The sequence below is a fragment of the Lysinibacillus sphaericus genome (genome assembly GCF_005217585.1).
Classification (GTDB): Bacteria; Bacillota; Bacilli; order Bacillales_A; family Planococcaceae; genus Lysinibacillus; species Lysinibacillus sphaericus.
On sequence record NZ_SZPT01000002.1, the window covers coordinates 290,475 to 310,800 of the forward strand.

The 20,326-nt window shown below is 38.0% G+C and carries 18 protein-coding genes; 3 read left to right on the forward strand and 15 right to left on the reverse strand.

Annotation, left to right across the window (positions count from 1 at the left end; translation table 11 throughout):
- Window positions 1–108: 108 nt before the first annotated feature.
- From FC748_RS07010 to FC748_RS07065, 12 genes are all read right to left on the reverse strand, one after another.
- Window positions 109–1,575, reverse strand: coding sequence for a class I adenylate-forming enzyme family protein (locus tag FC748_RS07010; RefSeq protein WP_108030856.1), 1,467 nt, complete (start codon window positions 1,573–1,575; stop codon window positions 109–111).
- Window positions 1,576–1,592: 17 nt separating this feature from the next.
- Complete coding sequence (gene fabG, locus FC748_RS07015; RefSeq protein WP_025219463.1) at window positions 1,593–2,324, reverse strand: 3-oxoacyl-ACP reductase FabG; 732 nt, start codon at window positions 2,322–2,324, stop codon at window positions 1,593–1,595.
- Complete coding sequence (gene phaZ, locus FC748_RS07020; protein ID WP_108030857.1) at window positions 2,308–3,219, reverse strand: intracellular short-chain-length polyhydroxyalkanoate depolymerase; 912 nt, start codon at window positions 3,217–3,219, stop codon at window positions 2,308–2,310. Before phaZ ends, fabG begins: the two co-directional genes overlap by 17 nt.
- Window positions 3,220–3,231: 12 nt before the next feature.
- The gene (locus FC748_RS07025; RefSeq protein WP_024361798.1) at window positions 3,232–4,236 is read right to left on the reverse strand and encodes a 3-oxoacyl-ACP synthase; all 1,005 of its coding nucleotides are present in this window, start codon (window positions 4,234–4,236) and stop codon (window positions 3,232–3,234) included.
- The gene (locus FC748_RS07030; RefSeq protein WP_025219461.1) at window positions 4,233–5,252 is read right to left on the reverse strand and encodes a branched-chain amino acid ABC transporter permease; all 1,020 of its coding nucleotides are present in this window, start codon (window positions 5,250–5,252) and stop codon (window positions 4,233–4,235) included. Before FC748_RS07030 ends, FC748_RS07025 begins: the two co-directional genes overlap by 4 nt.
- The gene (locus FC748_RS07035; protein ID WP_025219460.1) at window positions 5,249–6,121 is read right to left on the reverse strand and encodes a branched-chain amino acid ABC transporter permease; all 873 of its coding nucleotides are present in this window, start codon (window positions 6,119–6,121) and stop codon (window positions 5,249–5,251) included. Before FC748_RS07035 ends, FC748_RS07030 begins: the two co-directional genes overlap by 4 nt.
- A gap of 15 nt (window positions 6,122–6,136) precedes the next feature.
- Window positions 6,137–6,844, reverse strand: coding sequence for an ABC transporter ATP-binding protein (locus FC748_RS07040; protein ID WP_024361801.1), 708 nt, complete (start codon window positions 6,842–6,844; stop codon window positions 6,137–6,139).
- Entirely contained in the window at window positions 6,819–7,595 is a 777-nt protein-coding gene (locus tag FC748_RS07045) for an ABC transporter ATP-binding protein (RefSeq protein ID WP_025219459.1), read from the reverse strand. The genes FC748_RS07040 and FC748_RS07045 overlap by 26 nt, the downstream gene beginning before the upstream one ends.
- Before the next feature lie 112 nt (window positions 7,596–7,707).
- Window positions 7,708–8,937, reverse strand: coding sequence for a substrate-binding domain-containing protein (locus tag FC748_RS07050; protein ID WP_108030858.1), 1,230 nt, complete (start codon window positions 8,935–8,937; stop codon window positions 7,708–7,710).
- A gap of 191 nt (window positions 8,938–9,128) precedes the next feature.
- Window positions 9,129–9,959: an alpha/beta fold hydrolase gene (locus FC748_RS07055; RefSeq protein ID WP_025219457.1), complete on the reverse strand. Its 831-nt coding sequence runs from the start codon at window positions 9,957–9,959 to the stop codon at window positions 9,129–9,131.
- A 72-nt stretch (window positions 9,960–10,031) separates the two neighbouring features.
- Window positions 10,032–13,220, reverse strand: coding sequence for an AfsR/SARP family transcriptional regulator (locus FC748_RS07060; RefSeq protein ID WP_108030859.1), 3,189 nt, complete (start codon window positions 13,218–13,220; stop codon window positions 10,032–10,034).
- A gap of 227 nt (window positions 13,221–13,447) precedes the next feature.
- The gene (locus tag FC748_RS07065) at window positions 13,448–14,428 is read right to left on the reverse strand and encodes a diaminopimelate dehydrogenase (protein ID WP_024361806.1); all 981 of its coding nucleotides are present in this window, start codon (window positions 14,426–14,428) and stop codon (window positions 13,448–13,450) included.
- Between the two features lie 282 nt (window positions 14,429–14,710).
- On the opposite strand from FC748_RS07065, the gene FC748_RS07070 reads away from it, so the two are divergent.
- Window positions 14,711–15,052 carry a hypothetical protein gene (locus FC748_RS07070; RefSeq protein ID WP_024361807.1) on the forward strand — a complete coding sequence of 114 codons (342 nt, stop codon included), beginning with the start codon at window positions 14,711–14,713 and terminating at the stop codon, window positions 15,050–15,052.
- Here FC748_RS07070 and yeiL read toward each other — a convergent pair.
- Window positions 15,046–15,711, reverse strand: a complete 666-nt coding sequence (yeiL, locus tag FC748_RS07075; RefSeq protein ID WP_108030860.1) for a transcriptional regulator YeiL — start codon at window positions 15,709–15,711, stop codon at window positions 15,046–15,048. The two genes, FC748_RS07070 and yeiL, sit on opposite strands and share 7 nt — an antisense overlap.
- A gap of 97 nt (window positions 15,712–15,808) precedes the next feature.
- Here yeiL and FC748_RS07080 point away from each other — a divergent pair, with 97 nt between their 5' ends.
- Window positions 15,809–16,960, forward strand: coding sequence for an MFS transporter (locus FC748_RS07080; RefSeq protein ID WP_108030861.1), 1,152 nt, complete (start codon window positions 15,809–15,811; stop codon window positions 16,958–16,960).
- Between the two features lie 51 nt (window positions 16,961–17,011).
- Here FC748_RS07080 and FC748_RS07085 read toward each other — a convergent pair whose 3' ends face one another.
- On the reverse strand, window positions 17,012–17,248 hold the full coding sequence (locus FC748_RS07085; RefSeq protein WP_024361810.1) for a hypothetical protein: 237 nt from the start codon (window positions 17,246–17,248) through the stop codon (window positions 17,012–17,014).
- Window positions 17,249–17,930: 682 nt separating this feature from the next.
- Between FC748_RS07085 and FC748_RS07090 the strand changes: the two genes are divergently transcribed.
- Window positions 17,931–18,509, forward strand: coding sequence for a hypothetical protein (locus FC748_RS07090; RefSeq protein WP_108030862.1), 579 nt, complete (start codon window positions 17,931–17,933; stop codon window positions 18,507–18,509).
- A 358-nt stretch (window positions 18,510–18,867) separates the two neighbouring features.
- On the opposite strand, the gene FC748_RS07095 is transcribed toward FC748_RS07090, so the two are convergent.
- Entirely contained in the window at window positions 18,868–20,307 is a 1,440-nt protein-coding gene (locus tag FC748_RS07095) for an aminotransferase-like domain-containing protein (RefSeq protein ID WP_108030863.1), read from the reverse strand.
- Window positions 20,308–20,326 lie beyond the last annotated feature (19 nt).

The window sequence follows — 20,326 nt, forward strand, 5'->3', positions numbered from 1 at the left end:
TACGCTTTCTGCCTTTTCGGACGATTGTTGTGATTTTTGTGGCGATTTCCCCCATCTTATTGGCGGTGTCGGCGTCTTTCGTGGCGATTTCGCACACCTTACCTATCTTCAAGAGCTTTTTAATTGCAATTGAAGCGCTTTTTTATCAATTTTCCCAACAATCGTTTTTGGTAATTCATCAATCATAATAATTTTTTTCGGGATTTTATAGTGACCTAAATAGCTTCGACACAGGTTTTCTACTTCGTCTACTAACGTATCTGACTTATGATGGCAGACAATAAATGCTGTGACAATTTCGCCCCAATAATTATCTGGTGCTCCAATGACTGCCGCTTCTTTTACGAGCTGATGACGAAGTATGCATTGCTCCACTTCTTGCGGATAGACGTTCTCCCCACCACTAATAATCATGTCTTTCCTACGACCGACGATATAAAAATACCCTTCTTCATCCATTGTCGCTAAATCACCAGTCCTTAACCAGCCATCTCGTATCGTATTGTCGGTTTCCTGCTGATTATTCCAATAAAATCGAAACATATGCTTGCCTCTAACGAACAGTTCGCCTACTTCATGGGCAGCGCAGCTTTCACCCGCTTGATTGATAATTTTCGCCTCATTAAATTGCATACTTTTACCCACTGCCCCCTTTTTGACATAAGCCTCTTCACGTGAGATATAAAAATTGTTCGGTCCAGCCTCTGTTAAGCCATAACCTTCTTTAAAAAAAAGTCCCTTTTTAAAAAACGCATCATATATCGGCAGAGGGCACGGTGCGCCGCCAGATAAAAACACTTTTACAGTGGGAAAACTACTTTTGTGAAAATAGTTTGTCGTTATCATGGATTGATACATCGTTGGGACAAAAAGCGAAATCGTTGTCTTATAGAAATTAATTGCTTTGAGTGCTGTTTCCGCTTCAAACTTATCACCGATAACAACCGTCCCACCCGCCATTAACAATGGAATGGATAGTGCGTTAAGCCCACCCGTATGAAACATGGGCATATAGTTTAACGTACAATCGTCTTCACATAACCCCCAACTAATAATTGTATTAATTGCATTCCAATTTACAGAATTGAAAGACAACACTACCCCCTTTGCTTTGCCAGTTGTGCCACCTGTATAAATCATTAGCCAAGGTTCATTTAAATCCAGTTCTATTGAGCTCGCAATAGTCGCTGACGGCAGAACTTGTTGAATAGGGTACATCGTTGCAAGTTGTAAAGGGCATGGTATTCCTTGGTCATATAAAAGTAAAGAAGGTGTAGCATCTGCAACAATTTCATTTAACTCCTCTGCACTTAAGCGCCAGTTTAAAGGAACATAAATCAGCCCCCGTAATCCACAAGCAAATAATATAGCAAATAAGTGACTATTATTTCGAGAAAAAACCGCTACTCGGCTACCTGATTGTAATCCTTGAACTTCAAAAAAATGGCTCCATTTGGCGATTTCAAGTGTTAATTGCCGATAAGTCCATTGTTCATTTGTTTCTAAGTTCACTAATGCTAGTCGATTCGGTGTTAAAGATGCACGATTTAAAATCCAAGCTTGCTCTGCAAACATCTTGAACTCCTCCTTTATCACATCATAATAGCGCCATCCACATGGAGTGTATGACCGTGGACATAGGAAGCCTCTTCAGATGCTAAAAATAAATAAGCATTAGCAATATCCCTAGGTGTACCTAATCGTTGAAGTGGCACGATTGCACGCATTTTTTCCAGTACCGTTTCAGGCATCTTTTTGACCATTTCAGTTTCTGTAAATCCAGGTGCCACCGCATTTACATTGATGCCTTTACGCCCTAACTCTTTTGCCCATGTTTTTGTCATACCTACAATCGCCGCCTTTGAAGCAGCATAATTTGTTTGCCCTACATTTCCATATACACCACTTACCGAGGAGGTATTAATAATTTTTCCGTATCCAGCAGCTATCATATGAACACTAACTTCTTGCGTGCAGTGGAAAACCCCTGACAAGTTGACATCAAGTACTTGTTGAAATTGGTCTTCTGTCATTTTTGACAACATGGCATCGCGTGTTATTCCTGCATTATTTACTAAAATATCAATGCGACCAGCTTGCTCGATCACAGTTGTCACAAGCTTTTTCACACTCTCTCTATCTGCTACGTTAACCTGCACGAATATAGCTTTTTCACCTAGTTGATTGGCTGCCATTTTTCCCGCGTTGTCATCAAAATCCGCAAGATATACAACGGCTCCTTCTTCTATGAATCGTTCTGCTGCAGCAAATCCTATCCCGTTTGCCGCCCCTGTAATAATGGCTACTTTATTGTTTAAGCGCATTGATTTTCCCTCCAAATTGTAAAAATGTTTCAATTTCAAATAGCAGTTGTTGTAAATCATCGATTAGCGGAGAATGCCCACAATTTTTTAAACTAACAAATTGTGCATGCTTTGCTAAATCGCCCATTGTTTCCTCATTCATTTGCTCCGTAATCACTAAGTCACGGTCTCCTCTTAACACTAAAATCGGAATGTTTAGTTGTTGTACTTCATTCGTCCCTTTCGCCACTTCATTATCTACTGCACTTAAATTAAAAGTATTTAACGCGTGGTAAACTTCGGCTAAATTTCTTTGTGTGAGCATATCGGCTACATAGGCATCATAGTGTTCAGGGTCGGGCTGACGATGGGTATAAATGAATGTATCCCAAATCGACTTCAGACCTTGGCTATTTTTTGTATCGTAGAAACCTTGTACCGTCTTTGTTTTCGACGTATCCATCAGTACTTCTTGATACGTGGCAGCTCTTTTGAATGCGGCTGGATTGCCCGTACCGAAATCACTATAAAATGGATACCCCCTTGTCGAAGCGGAAGCTAATAAAATCAGCCGTTGACAATAACCCGGATAATTTGCAACAAACTGCATGCATACTGCTCCGCCTGTGGACCAGCCAATCATGTCAAAATGGTCTAAGTCAATGGCATCCACAAATAGTTTGACATCATCACTAAAATCTTGAATAGCGCGAATAGGTTGATGATAAGATGAACCTCCAAAACCTCTTAAATCAATGGCATAAATCGTGTAGTTTGTATCTAGAGATTCCAACAGCACATCCCAATGTTTGGAGGAGGTCATATTACCATGAATACACAATAACGTTTGGTTACCTCCATCCCGCTTACGATAAGCCATTGTTTCCCCATTTTTTAGTTGAACCGTTTGTAACATCGTGCTTCCTCCCTATCCCCAGCGAATTGTTATAGCTCCCCATACATAGCCGATACCCGCACTAACAAGCGTGACAATGTCCCCATCCACAATACGCTTTTGCTCTAACGCAAGCTGTAATGATAATATTTGATCAATTTGTCCAATATGACCATAGTCTTGAAGATAAATGGATTGTTCCTCTTTCAAACCCAGTTCTGATAGGATATATGCGTGCGCAGAGCGCTTCATATGAAGCATGGCGATGTAGCGAATATGTTCTTCTTTTAATCCACTTTTCGCTAAAGATGTACGAATGACCTTTAAAAAATTATTTAAAGATTTTTGCTCAAGCCGTTCTTTCATACCGACTGGATCTAAAACATCTAATTGGTACAAGTTATTCGCTAAATCTTCTGGTGTCAGAGGCTTTTTAGTGCCTCCAACGGGGACAACAACATCCTCTGAAAAAGAACCATCTGTCATAATATCCGCCTCTAATAAATGGTTGTGCTTGTAATTTTTTTGTAAAACAATAGCACCCCCGCCAGCGCCCAAATTATACATAAAGCGTGTTCTCGGATTGCGATAATCGATAAAATCAACATTTCGATATCCTCCTGCAAGTAACACGGTGTGAATGCTGTCATCAGATTCCATTAAGCTTTTCGCTAACTTTAGTGCCATAATCGTCGTCCCACAGCGTAACTGCACATCGAATGCCCAAGCATTGACGGCACCAAGCTCTTCTTGCATTTTGATGGAAGCCGTCCAAAGTGGATATTCCTTATGTTCTTCCCCTATATACATCACGACATCAATTGTTTTAGGTTCAATCCCTGCTTTTTGTATAGCCTCTTGTGCAGCCCAAATGCCCATTTGCACCGTATGATCTTGTTCATCAGGAATTGGTTTTTCGTGTATACCCAATTTATGTCGAATAATGTGCTCAGGAATCATCGAACGCGCTGCAATTTCGGTTGCGGTCATTTTCCTTTTGGGCATATAGATTCCTGTACTGACAATACCTACAGTCATTCAAACCCCTCCTTTTCATGTGACAGGGCAGGTGGTGTTTTCCTTTTTGCTTTAAGCTTCCTTCTCCAATTCCAAATCATAAAACGGATGGAGCCTATAATCCCTTTTGGGAAAAAGATGACGGCTAAAATATAGAGAATGCCAAAGAAAATAATCCAACGTTCAAAAATTGGATAATCTCTCGCCATGCCTGAAAGTGTATGTTGTGCATACTCAATCACGGCAGCACCAAGCAATGGTCCAACTAATGTACCGACGCCTCCAATAATCGTCATTAATAATGCATCTAGCGTGATGTCCATCGTCATAACACTTGTATTAACAAATCGTAATGACAGCGCATAAAGTGAACCCGCTAAGCTAGCTACCGTCCCAGCTATAATTGATGCGATTACTTTATAATGTAAGGTCTGAAATCCTAATGATTTTGTTCTTTGCTCATTTTCGCGCACCGCGATTAAAATACGCCCGGTTGGTGACTGTACGAAGCGATAGAGCGTAATAAATACAACTACTAAACATGCGAGTACAAAGAAATAAAAGGTTATACGATCTTTAAACATTTCTGGCGCTCTAAATGTAAACCCGTCATTGCCATATGTAATGGAACGCCATTTTTCAGCAACAACTAAAAACAATCCAGAAAAAGCGAGTGTGAGCATCGCAAAAAAGTGACTTTTTAAACGCAAAGTTAGTAATCCAACAACAAAACTAACAATGCCTGCTAAAAACATCCCTACAACAATGGACAATAAAAAGATAGAAAGTGTCGTATCGACTTGCTTCAGCATGACTGCTGTTGTATAAGCACCTATTCCAAAGAACATGGCGTGCCCAAACGATACTATCCCTGTATAACCAAGCAAAATATCATAGCTCATTGCTAAAATACCAAAGATAAAAATTTGCGTTAATAAGATAATCAATGTCCTTGAATCATTGACGAATGGCAGAAGTACGAGGATGGCTAACATAAGAATAAAACTAAGATGCTTCCACGTCAGCTTTTTCATCATGTCGATCGCTCCTTCCCGATTGTAAATAAGCCTTGTGGTCGGAAAATTAGCACGATGGCCATGAGGATCATATTGACAGCAAGTGATAACACCGGTACATAATAAGCCATAAAACTACCAGCAAGCCCTACTAAAATTGCAGCGAGCAGCGAGCCTGAAAAACTTCCCATGCCTCCTATCACAACAACGATAAAGCCTAATATTGCATATTCCATCCCCATCTCGGCATAAATAACACCCGAATATGGTGCCATTAACATACCGCTCAATGCGGCTAAAGCAGCACCTACCATAAAGACATATAAGAATACTTGTTTAATATGAATACCAAGTGCTTGCGCCATTTCTTTATCCTGTACACCTGCTCGTACAATTAGCCCAATCTTTGTTCGCTTCAGCATGTATTGGAAAATCCCGAAAATCACAAAACCTACTACAATAATAAATAATCGATATTTAATTATAATGACATCGCCAAATTCCCAACTCCCTGCTAAATAGCTAGGCGTTTTCACGGACACACCATTTGGGCCAAACACGACCTTAATCATTTCTTGTAATACAAGCATTAACCCTAAAGTGATTAATATTTGTTGAATATGATTACCATATACTGGTGTAATAATAAACTTTTCTGTTAATAAACCTAAAATGGCACCTGCAACAAGCGCTCCAATAATGCCAATTAAGAAACTTTCTGTGTACATATACGTAAATATCCCTGCATAAGCACCCCAGACAAATAATCCACCATGTGCAAAATTCAAAACATCCATTAGCCCAAAAATTAATGTCAGCCCTGCTGCAAGCAAAAAGATTAACATGCCTGTAGCCAGCCCGTTAATAACCAAATTTACAATTAGCTCCAATAAACTACACCTCCTTTATCCAATGCCAAGATATTTACGCTTCAACTCTTCATTTTGAATAAGCTCTTTCATGTTTCCTGAATGTACTGTTTTACCATCATCAATTAATGTATACGTATCGCCAATTCGACTGGCCATCATAAAGTTTTGCTCCACAAGGACAATGGATGTTTGCTTCTTCATTTCAACAATGGCTTCCATCACTTTCTCCACAACAATTGGCGCAAGCCCTTTAGAAGGCTCGTCAATCAAAATCAATTGACTATCATTGATAAATGCTCTTGCCATTGATAGCATTTGTTTTTGACCACCAGAAAGATGGCCACCAGCTTTTTTCCAAAATTTCTTTAAATCCGGAAAAAGCTCTAGTACATATTGCTGTCGCTCCATAGCAGCCGTATTCTCTTTGCGCATCGCCACTTTCATATTTTCTTCTACCGTTAAATCGGAAAAGATTCCTTGGTTTTCGGGTACATAGCCAATACCTAATTTCGCCACTTTATGGGTTGGGCTTTTTTTTATCGATTGCATTTGAAATTGAACATCGCCTTGTGAAGCGGGTGTCAAGCCCATAATCGTTTTTAATGTGGTTGTTTTCCCCGCGCCGTTTCTCCCTAGCAGAACACTGACCTGCCCTGCCATCGCCTCAAAATTCACACCCTGCAAAATATGGTATTGCCCAATATGCGTATGAACATCATGTAATTTCAGTAAGGTGTTCATCATACAGACCTCCTAAATAAGCATTTTGTACGGTTTCATTTTGCATAATGGCATCTGGCGTTCCATCGGCAAGAAGCTGACCATTAAATAACACCATAATGGAATCAGACAAATCCAAAATCATATCCATCTTGTGTTCAATTAACAGAATGGTTTTATCCCCTTTATGTTTAATTGTTCGAATTACTTCTAAAATAGCTGGTACTTCTTCTAATGACATACCGGCAGTAGGCTCATCTAGCAGTAAAATTTCCGTATCCAGTGCAAGCAACATCGCAATTTCTAATTTGCGTTTTTCCCCATGCGACAGCATCGTTGTCAACGCATCTCTTTTGTTATGGAGTAAAACAAGCGTCAATAGCTCTTCCGCTTTTTCTGTAATTGCTTGATAACTTTTAAAATGACGAAACATTTGATAACGTATTTTTTCTTTAGATTGCACAGCTAGTCGCACATTTTCTAACACTGTTAAATTTGGAAAAACATTAGTAATTTGAAATGAACGGCCTAGCCCCATACGTGTTCTTTCAACCGAAGATGCTTGCGCAAGCGACTGTCCTTTAAAATACACATCACCAGCAGTGGGTTTTAACTCTCCACTAATTAGATTAAAGAATGTCGTCTTGCCTGCCCCATTCGGACCTATAATGGATTTCAAATGTTTTTCTGGCATCGTAAAGTTCACGTGATCGACCGCAATATGACCACCAAATCGAATCGTTAAATTTTCTGTTCGCAAAATAGGTTCCATATTAATCTCCTTTCCAATGTTTCTATTGCTCTTCACCTGCTCTTCCAAAGAAGAGATGAAGAGAGACAGAATGACATTGTTTTTCTGTCTCTCCAAGTAAAGGAAGGATCGTCTAATTCGAAATCGGTGGTGCCGTTTCCTCAGGACTAAGCTCACGAATTAGCACGGGCACTGGATAGTCAACACCCTCTTGTTGTTCTAAACGAATCGAATACATCGACTGTAAGGCTTGATGATCTTCTTTTCGGAAAGTCATTGTGCCTTTTGGCGTTTCAAATGACATTCCTTCCATAATGCCAATTAGTTTCTTTCCGTCCGCGTCCCCTTGCGATTTTTTCAACGCTTCTACAATCGAAATCGCGGCAGACATCCCACCAGGTGTAAATAAATCTGGCACTTCATCAAAGCGTTTTTGATGCTCCTCAACTAACCATTGATTCACATCATTTTGTGGCAACGTATGATAGTACACCGAGAACCCTTCCATTCCTATTAGCGGATTCATAAACTTTAGGGCAATAATATCTGGCGCGCCTGTAGAAATTTTAATGCCTTTCTCTTGAATTTTAAGATCGGCAATTTGATTCCAAGGCGAGTTAGCCCCAGCCCACACAACAAATAAATAATCCGGCTTGGCATCAATCACTTTTTGCAAATTAGATGTAAAATCCGTTGCTGCTGGATCGGCATATTCTTCTAAAACAATGTCTGCACCTAGTTTTTCCGCCGCTGTTTTAAATGCTTTTACCCCATCCCAGCCGAATGAGTAATCAGGAGCAAATGTTGCAATTTTAACGCCCTTGTTAGCGATAGCAGCCGCTGCAGCATATGCATCTTGTGAGGAGTTTCGCCCTGTACGGAATATATAGTCATTAAATTCTGCACCAGTAATACTATCAGCTACTGCTGGTTCAACGACCATAATTTTTTCGTATTCCTCGGCTAATGGCAGGACAGCGAGCGTATCACCAGAGCTAGATGAACCAACTAAAAAATCGACTTTATCATCTTCTAGCAGTTTGGTAGCCTTTTGTACGGCTACTTCGGGTTTCGTTTCTGTATCTTCATAGACAATTTCTATTTTTTTACCGTTTACCTCCATGCTACCGTTTGTTGCATATTCGATACCTAAGTCAAACCCACGCTGTGTTTGCTTTCCGTACGATTCTAAAGCACCTGTCAATGACGCCAGTACTCCGATTTTAATCGTGCCACCTTGTTCTCCTTCCGCTTCCTTGGAAGCAGAACTGTCAGTGGAGCTTTCTTTTGCTCTTTCCCCATTACAAGCTGCTATCAACAAAGTCAAAACGGCTAACAGTAACACTAACCAATACTTTTTCATCCCAAAACCCCTTTCATTGTGAACTATAGAAAGCGCTTTCTTCGCCATGCATTTACTATATAAAAGTCCAGTTACAAATCAGTTACAAATTTGGGATATTAATTTAAAGAAAATAAAAAATGAGTTTGGCTCATGACCAAACTCATTCAAGTAATGTCTATACATTCCCCTCTTTTATACTAGTACTTGCGCTACAAGAAAAAAGAGCAATTCGTTTCTTCTACTCGATCTAACCATTCGCTAACAAGCACATGAAAAAGATGTGATTGTTCTATTTGGAGATTATGCCCTGCTCTATCTAAGATGGTGAATGTTGCTCTTGGGAAAAATTTAAGCAAGTCAAGGGCATCTTGATAGCCGACGACCGAATCTTGCTTGCCTACTAAAAACAGACTCGGTTGTTGGAAAGGAATGTCCTTTAAAGCAAAGGAAAACCCATAGTTTTGCAGGATTTTTTCAAGAAAAGCCTCATCTGCCAGTTGACAGCCAACTAATACTTCATTCGTATATCGATGCCAGTTATATGCATCTAAGACCACTTGATGGGTGCTGAAATCGTCTACTTCTTGTTTCGTCAATGTGGCTAAAAAAGGTTGATCAGTTGCAACAATCGTATGTGCTGGCACAATGCGATCTTGTTTTTCGGGTACAATCATCGGACAAATAAGGGCAACACCTAAAATACGATCCTCAAGTTTCTGCATTATACCTCTTGTTAAGTACCCACCATAAGATTCACCCGCTATAACAAAAGATTGACTCGGCAAAACTGTCTGGATAAATTCTACTACTGCTTCTAACATATCATCTGTATTATGGATGTGTTCATATTCTTTTGATTTACCCATACCTGGTAAATCAAGATAAATACGTTTCCATCCCTCTCGTTGCGTAAAAATCGGCTCCATACATCCCTTCATCAGTCGATGATCGGGAGTAAATCCGTGGAGCATAATAATAGGTTGTCCTACACCTATCTCTTCATAATAGATTGTTGCATTCGTTACTTGACAAAATGGCATTTGAGCTCCTCCAATAATTCGACAGATATTACGAAATTATTTAAATAACATTTACAGCTTTACCTATGCTTGCTAGCTCATTATTAAATCATACACAGCCATTGTTGATTCCAACGGCGTTGTTTTGAGCTCTGTTTGTAATTGTTGTACACATCTTTCATACCATTTCAATGCCAGTGAGCGGTTATTCAATTGGTAATAACTATACATTAAAAGACGATACCCTTCTTCCCAAAGTATATCTTCTTGAATTATTTTCTCTGCATAAAAAATGGCTTGTTTAAACTGATGTTGGCGCGTGGCATTTTGGGCTAATCGTTCAAGTACTTCAATATATAAAGTCTGTAATTTATCACGGTCTTGCGTCAACCAATCAATTTGCTTTTTTTCTGCATATAAAACATCTGTATAACTATGCGCAGCCAGTTGTAGCCACTCATCCGAAAAATGAGGGTCAAACTCCTCCATCCCTAATGCATAATAATAATAAAATCGTTCGACATCTATATGCAAAAACTGAATATGCTGTAGCTGATACATATTGTTTTTGCGATGAATAAAAAAGCTATCCTGACGGGCATTTCGCCTTGGTTCTAGCACTTTTAACAAAGTATTTAAAACAACTTTAAAATCGCGATCTACTGTCTCCACAGAACGTTCTGGCCATAACGCATGCGCAATTTCCTCTTTAGGCATATACCGTTGGCGATGACAATACAAATAAACAAAGAGCTCCTTCGATTTTTCGCGTTGCCATTCTTTATCTCCCAGTTTCTGATGATTTCTGATTAAATTTAAACTACCAAATAAATTCACTTGTATGTCATCTGTAGGGTACACGATATTGCCTTCCATTTGAAAATCATTTCGCAATGTTTGAATTTCGGCATTGTCTAGCCCACAGTGTTCACTATACTGCAAAAGCTCATAAAAAATCATTAAATTTGCTGGGCCAAGAATCGATTTCCTTTGAAAAAAATAATGATAGCCATTAGCAATACAAGTACTAGCAAAGTGCTGAAAACATTGACAAAATAGATGGGCGTTTTTCTCTTGCAAGGCAATAACAGATTGATAGAAAAAAACATGCATCTCCCCATATTGATCGCCACAATCAAGAAATAGCTTATGTGCCTTCACTAATATTTGTTTGGCTTCCTGCCACTCCTGACATGAAATCATCACCTTCACTTCAGCAAGTAAAATAAGGGCTGTCATCCAAGCATCTTGTACTTGCTCCGTTTCCTGCAAACCTAAAGCTAAATATTTTCTGGCAGCAACGTTATCCCCTTGTGCATGTTTGGCAATGGCAAGTCCCATATAGGGTTCCGCCTTTACACGTGAAATATTAATGGTATTCATTAACGCAATCGCCTTCTCATAGGCTTCACAAGCTCCAGCATAATTCGGAAAATCTAATAATAGCAAGGCATGTGCTTTTCGATTGTAGCCTACTGCTTCAATAAAAATAGAATTTTCTCGCACGCCTCTTCGAATGCCATGCTGAGCGGTATACCACGCTTCTTTGCCTTGACCTAATAGGGAGAAAACAAAGGATGCTAAAAGTTCACTTTCCCTATGTGTAGCTACTAATTGCGGAGGCATTTCCAATCTTTCAATCAAAAGATTCTTTGCTTCCACTAGTTGACCCGTGCGTAATAAAATCCGTACATCTACATTTGCCCTATGCAACACAGCTTCATTTAACTTGACTTCATCTATAAATTGTTGTGCCTTTTTTGCCTTTCCTAAATTCACTAGATTCTCTGCATACTGACGTTGCAATTCTAAAAGTGCTTCCTCACTTAACGCAGCTTCCGGAGCCAATTGTAAGGCACGCTTTAAATAGGGTTCTGCTAATGCAGGTTGGATTGTATCAAGATAAATGTGCGCTAATCCAGCCTGTGCCTTTGTCATATAGAGCACATCATGATTGCTTTTAGCGATTCTTTCAGCCATTTCGTACGCATATTTAGCCTTTTCATAATAAGCTCGATATCGATGGCACTCTCCTTCAAAAAAATAGAGACGATAAAATTTCACTTTTTCCGCCGCCGAAAAACGATGAATTTTCTCTAATAGCCACTCAAACTGACCAGCTTTTACTAGATTTTCCGCATAATCTTGCAATAGTGTGCCACTAAAGTTGGAATCATTTGTTTTAAATGCATGATGTAAAATAGCATGCACATCGTTTTCTTGAACGTAAAACAAGGCAGCTTTTTTATGCAATTGAACAAATTGTTGCGGATTTTGCTGCCATTTTAATACTAAAAATCGACGAAATAAAGCATGAAAACGGTAAAAGCCATTTTCAGCCATTGGTTGAATAAATAAATGTTTTTGCAACAACTGTTTGAATGTCTCAGCAGTTTCACTCTGATAAAACTGCGCAATTAACGCTTCGGAGAAAGTAGGAAATATCGCTAATTGAAGTAATGTCTTTTGCTCAAATTTAGGCATCTTGAAGAAAACTTCCTCCGATAAGTAAGTAAACAAGTCGTTTGAATGGATTGTTAACCAGTAGTCTAGCGCTTCATAGTTCCATTGTTCAGCTAGTAATGTGATGGAGATTGCCCAGCCTTCTGTAATGTCCAATACTTTTAGTATTTCATCTTGTGACAAGTGTGTGGCTACATAGTCTTCAAAAAACACAGCAATTTCTTCAGCAGAAAATGCTAAATCCGTTTCTGTTATAAAATGAGCTTTCATCTGCATTTTTAATTTTCGAATGATATCCCATTTCGGTAGTGTTCTAGAGGCGATTATAAAATGAATATGAGGTGGCGAAAATTCAATAATTTTTTCCATAACATAGTTTATATGAAATTCATGGTCGACTAAATGATAGTCGTCAATTACTAGTAAAAAGGAGTGTTCAATCTCACATAAACTATTGACAAATATCTTATACCAACGATTCAATTCTTCAATTTTAGGAAAACGTGATACCTGATTCCAATTGTCAAATTGTACACCAAAGTGCGGTATCACTCGTTGAATACTATAAAGTAAATGTCTTAGAAAGGGTAATATATTATCATCCTCTTCGGAAACACTATACCAAGAAAACGGGCTCGATTCCGCATGTAAAAACTGTGCTAAAATTGTGGTCTTTCCGTAACCAGCACCGCTATGAATAAAAGTACAGGTGTGTTCAAGACCTTTTTTTAGTTTTTTCATCAATACAGCCCGACGAATACAATGATTGGATGGAATTGGTGGAATACATTTCGATTGAATAATAATATCTGCTGTCATTTTTACACTAACCTCCCCATAAGAACGGTAAGACGGGTTGTGGAATAGACTACATTCCATTCTTTTTGAATAGTTAAATTATTGACAGTTTACCATATACTATATGTAGTTTTACATATTTCCAATAAATATTGCGACAAGCTATTATTTTATGTAGAAAATAAAAGATAGAGAAATAAAATAATCCCGATTATCATGGCTAGATAATCGGGATTGGGGCTTTATTTTTATAATAGTTCCTTACGTAATTGTGCAGCTGATTTTGGAGATAACAGACCGAACGGAATATCGAATACTGTTTTTGCACCTTTTTCACCCGCTTGACTTAAGCGGTGTGCTGCACGTGCATAAGCCACAAGGACACTTGACGTGAAGTTTGGATTACTTTCAAGTTTTAACGAGAATTCTAAAATTTGTTTATCATTAGCGCCGCTTTCACCACTACGAATAACGAAGCCACCATGTGGCATGCCTGTATGGTTGGCATTAAACTCATCTTCAGAGATAAAGTTTACAGTTGTGTTATACTCATCGAAATAGTTCGGCATTGTTACAATTTCTTGCTCTACTTTTGCCGCATCTGCACCTTCTTCAAGCACTACCCAGCATTCACGTGCATGCTTTTCACGTGTAGTAAGCTCTGGATTCTCACCATTACGAACACGTTCAACAGCATCTTTGATAGGTAATGTATACTGTACAGCATTTTTAACCCCTTCAATACGACGAACTGCATCCGAGTGACCTTGACTTAAGCCATCACCCCAGAATGTATACGTTGTACCTACAGGTAATACTGCCTCGCCTAAAACACGATTTAAAGAAAATAGACCTGGATCCCAACCTACAGAGATAACAGATACTTTACCAGATTTTTGAGCAGCAGCGTCAACCGCATCGAAAAACTCTGGAATTTTCGCATGAGTATCAAAACTATCAATTGTATTAAACCATTGCGCAAAGTGTGGACCTTGCTCAGGTAAATCTGTTGCAGAGCCACCACATAAAATCATTACATCAATGTCATCTTGAAATTTTTCAGCATCATCTACTAAATATACGCTCGCGTTACTTGCAACGCTCACTGTTGAAGGATCGCGACGAGTGAATACCGCTACTAATTCCATATCTGGATTTTGTGAAATAGCGAATTCAACACCGCGCCCTAAATTTCCATAACCGACAATACCTACTCGAATTGCACTCATTAAAATTCCTCCTCACGTTAACGTAACAATGTGAAACCTTTCACGTTAATTCTACTTACAATAATACTGTGAGTTAGAAAAATTCACAATAGTTTGAGTACGTGTTTTTCTTTAGAAATTATACAAGTTTTCTATGATTTCTATACACATATGGCATGAATGCGGTTACAAATTACTAAAAAACAAGGAGAACTTTTAAGTTTTCGTAAAAGCCATGTAAATCAAGACTTTTTACTCGCTAGGTCTTGTACAATATAAGTAACGACGAAGGGGGCATGATGAATGAAAGGTTATGGTTTCTCACCTAGTACAACGAAGGTTTTTCTAAAAAACGATAAAAAAGCCAAACAGCAATCGAACTCGGTATTCGTTAGACAATTGAGAATTCCCATTGCAACAAACAAAAAATCTACAGCAAAAAACCTCATGAATCACCAAACGGCACTAAAGGTAGCTTATTTTGTGAATATGCCTTTAGCACCGATAAATGACCTTCCTAACAGTATCATAAAAAATGGTTGCAAAGTCCGTAACTGCTACCATAGTGAAAAGCAAATAGCCCGCTGGCTCGTTAAAAAAAGTGAGTACAACAGAGCAAGACACAAACTCCACCGTTATTATTGAATTTCTTGCGCTAATTGCATCAGACGTTGCTCATCCATAATATGATAGCCGTTCTTTTTCTTTTGTAAAATGTTAGCTTCGCAAAATTGAGCAAGAACATATAGTAAATGCCGGTAAGAGACCCCCAAGTATTCACATATCTCTGTATGTTTTTCTTTATAAATGCCTTTGTCAGATGATAGCTGGATAAAGGCAGCTAACCGATTTTCCAGTGGATAAGCCTGATTTTGCGTATACTTAGATGTCATTTTGGAAGCTTTTTCCCCTAAAAAGACACATAAACGACGTAAAAACGGAGCATCTGCTAATAACATGTCTTTGCATCCCTGCGTCGCAATGGATAAACAGATTGTCTCTGTCACCGTTTGAATCCCCTTTGTATACCTCGCCTCATTCAACAATTCAATTTCTCCCATAAAACATGGCGCTTCTATATATTCAATCAGTGATACCTTTCCATTTTTATGGGTCATATACAACTTTGCTTTGCCTTCCATCATATAGTACAGCGTATCTGGAAAAGACCCTTCTTTAAAAATCCATTCCCCTTTCTCAAATTTACATATTTCTATATAAGGATGAATATTAAACGAAAAAAAATCTTCAATTTGAAAATCTTCTATATAGTAAGAACGTTCTTCCCCTGTAAGTTTTTGCATTTTTAATGGACTCCTGTTTAAAATATGAGATATCTCACATTATTGTAGCGAGGAACGTGCTATTATTCAACTTAGTTAAATGGAGGTACCAAATTTTATGAACAATCAACGATGGCTTTCTCAAAATTTCTTTGCTTTTTTTATTACATGGGGTATTTTCTTACCTTATTGGACAGGTTGGTTAGTCGATGCAAAGCACCTTACTGTATCTCAAGCAAGTGTTGTAATGGGCTGCGGTCTTTTAGCACGGGCAACATCGAATCTATTTTTCTTTCCAATCCTTGCAAAATATGTGCACAATAAACGACTGATTACGATATTAGCAATTGGTGCATTGCTGACGGCTTTACTTTATATTCCAAGCACAAGTTTTATCGCTCTTCTTTTCGTTACCATTTTATTTAGTATTTTTTACCCTGCTCTATTGCCTGCCGTGGAAAGTAGTGCGGCAACGCTTGTACAATATGGCAATGTCCATTACGGTAAAAGTCGTTCTTACGGATCATTTGGCTTTGTTATCGCTGTACTTATAATTAGTATGTTAACAGGCGTTTTTGGGAAGGATATTATTTTTTGGAGCATGATTTTAGGGATTATCGGGATGTTATTCATGCAACAAATGGCAACACCAAAAGAATTACTTATTGTACCCACGAAAGAACAACGTGCAAAATCACTATCAATGAAAACATTATGGAGCATTAAAGGGTTTCCGATTGTATTATTGATCGTTATTTTATTACAAGGTGCCCATGCATCCTACTATAGTTATGGCTATATTTATTTAGAAGATTTACACGTCGATCCATTCTATATGGGGATGATTATTAACATTGCGGTTGTTTGTGAAATTTTATATTTCATGAAAGCTGATACACTGTTTACGAAATGGCGCTCCTCTTCACTATTACTATTAGCAGCTAGTGGATCGTCGTTACGTTGGTTACTCATCTTCCTCTTTCCTAACGTTTGGGTATTTATCGGCTCACAAGTATTACATGCCTTATCATTTGCATTAGCACACTTTGCCTTTATCGGCTATTTAACAAAGAACTTACCGAAGGAACAAATTCCTAATGCACAAGGCTTATATTCAGCACTGGCAATGGGTTTAAGCACTGCCATTCTCACATTTTTAGGCGGCTATTTATACGAAATATCCCCTGGTCTCGCCTTTGCGGCGATGCTGATTTGTACAGTGCCGGCTATTGGTATATTGCTAGCTACTCGTAAAAGATTCCAGTACTAAAATTAGAATAACCCCAATGGTTTGATTACCATTGGGGTTTTATTATGTAAACTATTTTTCATTGATTTTATGCAAAGTAAACCCTCTAACCAATAACAGAATACCTAAGATAAAGAAAACGATACTAAAAAGAAATAATACATAGCCAGAATCAAAAAAAGAATTATAGAAAGTTTCCTGACCTACATACGTTAAATTTGAGACACTGATAGCCGTAACAATATACTGAGTTGAAATTAAAATAGCTGCAATAAGTAAAAACAGTGACCCTACAATTTTATCTTCCATATCTACACTCACCTCATGCATTATTGAGGATTTTTCTTTTTGTAAAAAAACCCTTCGAAGGTCATATATAACGCGACTGCAATACAAAAAATAAGTAACCATGTGTTATTTTCTTTTAGGTCTGTAAAAATTAACACTGCACCCAACAACGTTATTAGTATTTTAATGATTAGTTTCATCAAAATAACCTCTCCTCTCTATACGATAGAAAAATAAAGATATGTCCGAGCAACTACAAGCTAACATTTTTAAAGGTAAAAATCAACATTATATGCACGCCAGTACCTTTTTTAGAATAAACCTGTCATTTTGTTTGACCTATAAAAGTACCATTTCAATTATTGAAAATAAATAATTGAATATTTTTGGTACACTCATAGAATTTCTCGCTTACTTATAACGCTGAACATACCAGTAATGCTAGTATGTAGTAGCGTTTGTCCTCATATGAAATTTTCAAAAAAAAAGTTGAAATTACTCTGATTTTTCTTAAAATAAATTATATATAATTTATTTTTTTAAGGAGGAATCTATATGGCATCTATTCTTTTACCTCGTAACTAGCTATTAATTTTCTCGTCACTTTCCTTATCACTCCAGCTATTCTACCTAAAAGGCGTCAAAAAGCCAACACCACTATTTCACATGAAAATATACTAATGAAAGGGAAAAGAGGGATAGTATGACTTCGAAAAAAAGGTCGATTGTAACAATTGTTTCAATGTCTTTAATTTCAAATTTAGTTATTGTGCCATTGAACCCTAGTGATGCTAAAGCGGTGGAAAATAAAACGATTGAAGATGCTACTGACAATGCAATATTTTCTGAACAACAACTAGAAGAAGTTCAAATTATCGCAGATCACGTATCTTATGAAAGAAGAAATGGTATTGGTGTTTTTACAATTTCTAATATCGCAGAGATGGAGAAAAAATTACAAAACATTCATTCTACCGTTACTGCTGAAGAAATAAGTTCTGCGATAGCAGATATCAATACTAAATTAGCTGATGAAAACGGAAATGGTGAAACTACGGATTTACTAGTTAAATCTAGAAACCTTATTCAATATGGAACCGAGACTGCACCACGTATCGTAAAAAGATCATGTAGTAAATGGTTAGGTGGCTTAGGTCTTGCTCATGTCGCAGCTACTACAGGAGCAGGTGTACTATTAGGTATTTCAGGTCCAGTAGGTTGGACAGTTGGGACTGGGATTGCTGCGGCATACTATTTAGGTTCACTGGCATGCCCAAACTAAATTCTTTTTATAAAAAACACCAAATTTCCGTTAATTTCTCCACTTTTTTTATTTTTACATGTTTAACCATGTATCATATCACGCATGCTATTTACCCTACTGTCATCCTTTATATTCTAATGGTGTTAAACTTATTTTCTTTTGAATATTTGTTGAGTCGTAAATACAATAGTCCTCAAAAAAGAGCTATTCCAGCGACATTATATTTTATGTTCACCGGTATTCTAGCTATATTAGCGTATTTATGGTTAACAGATAATTTAGTTGACTAGTGGAAAATATTAAAAAGCGTTTTGCATCGATATTCTACTATGCAAAACGCTTTTTGTTCCTTCTTAATGTAAATATTCACCGATTTTCAGTCGGCTTTTTTCATCCTCGACTTTGCCACTTGACACAACTTCTCTACCCCATATTGCAACTGTTCTCGTGTTGCATACGCATATGAAAGTCGAATATGCTGTGTATCTTGCGCATCATAAATATAGCCTGGGTTAATCAGAACATTGTACTGCAATAACTTTATAAAAAATGCTTTATCCACGATTGGTGCGTGAAATTTTAGCCATATATAAAATCCACCTTTTGATCGTTCCCAACTCGCAATGACCTTCAGTTTTTCATGTAATAACTGTTCAACAAAGTTTGCCCGCTGCTGAAGCGCTTGTCGTAAACCAACTATATGGCGTTCGTACTTTCCTGATTGGAGCCAATGCAAAACAATTTCTTGCGAGATAGCACTTGATCCATAATCTGTTTGCATTTTAATATCCGCTAAGCGTTCGATCACAGTTGTTGGCCCGATTAACCAACCAATGCGCAGTCCAGGACTAAGTGTTTTGGAAACACTGCCGATATATAAAACTTGTCCGCTATCATCTAGTGATTTTATAGATGGGGATCCTTCATTGAAAAGTAATTCATGATAGACATCATCTTCAATAATGGGAATGCGGCATTGTTTACAAGCCTCGTAGAGTTGCTTTTTTTCTAATGATGTCCATACGCCTCCAGTTGGATTATTTAGCGTAGGAACAGCATAAAAAACAGCCTGCCTTTTTCTTTTCTTGTGCGCTAATGTTTGAGCAAGCCCTTCATCTCGGTCAATCGCCACCATTTGCATCCCGACAGATTGAAATGGATGAACAGAATTTAAATAAGATGTTTGTTCCTGAAATACGATGGAACCTTGCTCTAGCAAACCAACTGCAATAAGCTGTAATGCTTGTAGTCCACCCGAAACAATGCAGACATTTTCGGGTTGTGCCTGTATGCCTCTTTTTTGTACATATTGGCAAATTGCTTCCCGCAGTTGCTTGTTACCTTGCGGAGATGAATAACCTAACACTTTCGGTAGTAAAGAGATTTCCTTTAAGGATGCTTCTATTTCTCTAGTAGGTAATAAGCTTGGTGCTAATTCTCCTGTTCCTAAGCGAATGATACTATTCCGTTGCTCATATTCGTTGATTAATTGAATCGTATGATAATTTGGTTTGTGGAGACTTGTTTCTATGTACGTCTGCCAATTCGGTTGTCTGTGTTTAATTAATGTGTGCCAAGAAGTGTTAGCAACATAAATCCCTGAGCCTATCGTCGTTTCTAGTATGCCCGCTGCCTTTAATTCCTCTAGTGCTTGCTGTACTGTACTGCGGTTAACACCTAATTGCATTGCGAGTTGCCTTTGCGTTGGTAACTTTGTTCCTGCAACCCAATCCCCTCGTTCAATGCGCTCTGTAATCCATGTTACAATTTGTTGTTGTAATGTACGATTTCCTTGTCGAGTTGGTTGCCAGTTCATATGTTCACCTCGTAAATTG

Bases quoted from the DNA above. Each gene is read 5' to 3' on its own strand.
- FC748_RS07010 (WP_108030856.1), bottom strand. From the start codon at position 1,575: ATGTTTGCAGAGCAAGCTTGGATTTTAAATCGTGCATCTTTAACACCG.
- fabG (WP_025219463.1), bottom strand. From the start codon at position 2,324: ATGCGCTTAAACAATAAAGTAGCCATTATTACAGGGGCGGCAAACGGG.
- phaZ (WP_108030857.1), bottom strand. From the start codon at position 3,219: ATGTTACAAACGGTTCAACTAAAAAATGGGGAAACAATGGCTTATCGT.
- FC748_RS07025 (WP_024361798.1), bottom strand. From the start codon at position 4,236: ATGACTGTAGGTATTGTCAGTACAGGAATCTATATGCCCAAAAGGAAA.
- FC748_RS07030 (WP_025219461.1), bottom strand. From the start codon at position 5,252: ATGATGAAAAAGCTGACGTGGAAGCATCTTAGTTTTATTCTTATGTTA.
- FC748_RS07040 (WP_024361801.1), bottom strand. From the start codon at position 6,844: ATGAACACCTTACTGAAATTACATGATGTTCATACGCATATTGGGCAA.
- FC748_RS07045 (WP_025219459.1), bottom strand. From the start codon at position 7,595: ATGGAACCTATTTTGCGAACAGAAAATTTAACGATTCGATTTGGTGGT.
- FC748_RS07050 (WP_108030858.1), bottom strand. From the start codon at position 8,937: ATGAAAAAGTATTGGTTAGTGTTACTGTTAGCCGTTTTGACTTTGTTG.
- FC748_RS07055 (WP_025219457.1), bottom strand. From the start codon at position 9,959: ATGCCATTTTGTCAAGTAACGAATGCAACAATCTATTATGAAGAGATA.
- FC748_RS07060 (WP_108030859.1), bottom strand. From the start codon at position 13,220: ATGACAGCAGATATTATTATTCAATCGAAATGTATTCCACCAATTCCA.
- FC748_RS07065 (WP_024361806.1), bottom strand. From the start codon at position 14,428: ATGAGTGCAATTCGAGTAGGTATTGTCGGTTATGGAAATTTAGGGCGC.
- FC748_RS07070 (WP_024361807.1), top strand. From the start codon at position 14,711: ATGAAAGGTTATGGTTTCTCACCTAGTACAACGAAGGTTTTTCTAAAA.
- yeiL (WP_108030860.1), bottom strand. From the start codon at position 15,711: ATGCAAAAACTTACAGGGGAAGAACGTTCTTACTATATAGAAGATTTT.
- FC748_RS07080 (WP_108030861.1), top strand. From the start codon at position 15,809: ATGAACAATCAACGATGGCTTTCTCAAAATTTCTTTGCTTTTTTTATT.
- FC748_RS07085 (WP_024361810.1), bottom strand. From the start codon at position 17,248: ATGGAAGATAAAATTGTAGGGTCACTGTTTTTACTTATTGCAGCTATT.
- FC748_RS07090 (WP_108030862.1), top strand. From the start codon at position 17,931: ATGACTTCGAAAAAAAGGTCGATTGTAACAATTGTTTCAATGTCTTTA.
- FC748_RS07095 (WP_108030863.1), bottom strand. From the start codon at position 20,307: ATGAACTGGCAACCAACTCGACAAGGAAATCGTACATTACAACAACAA.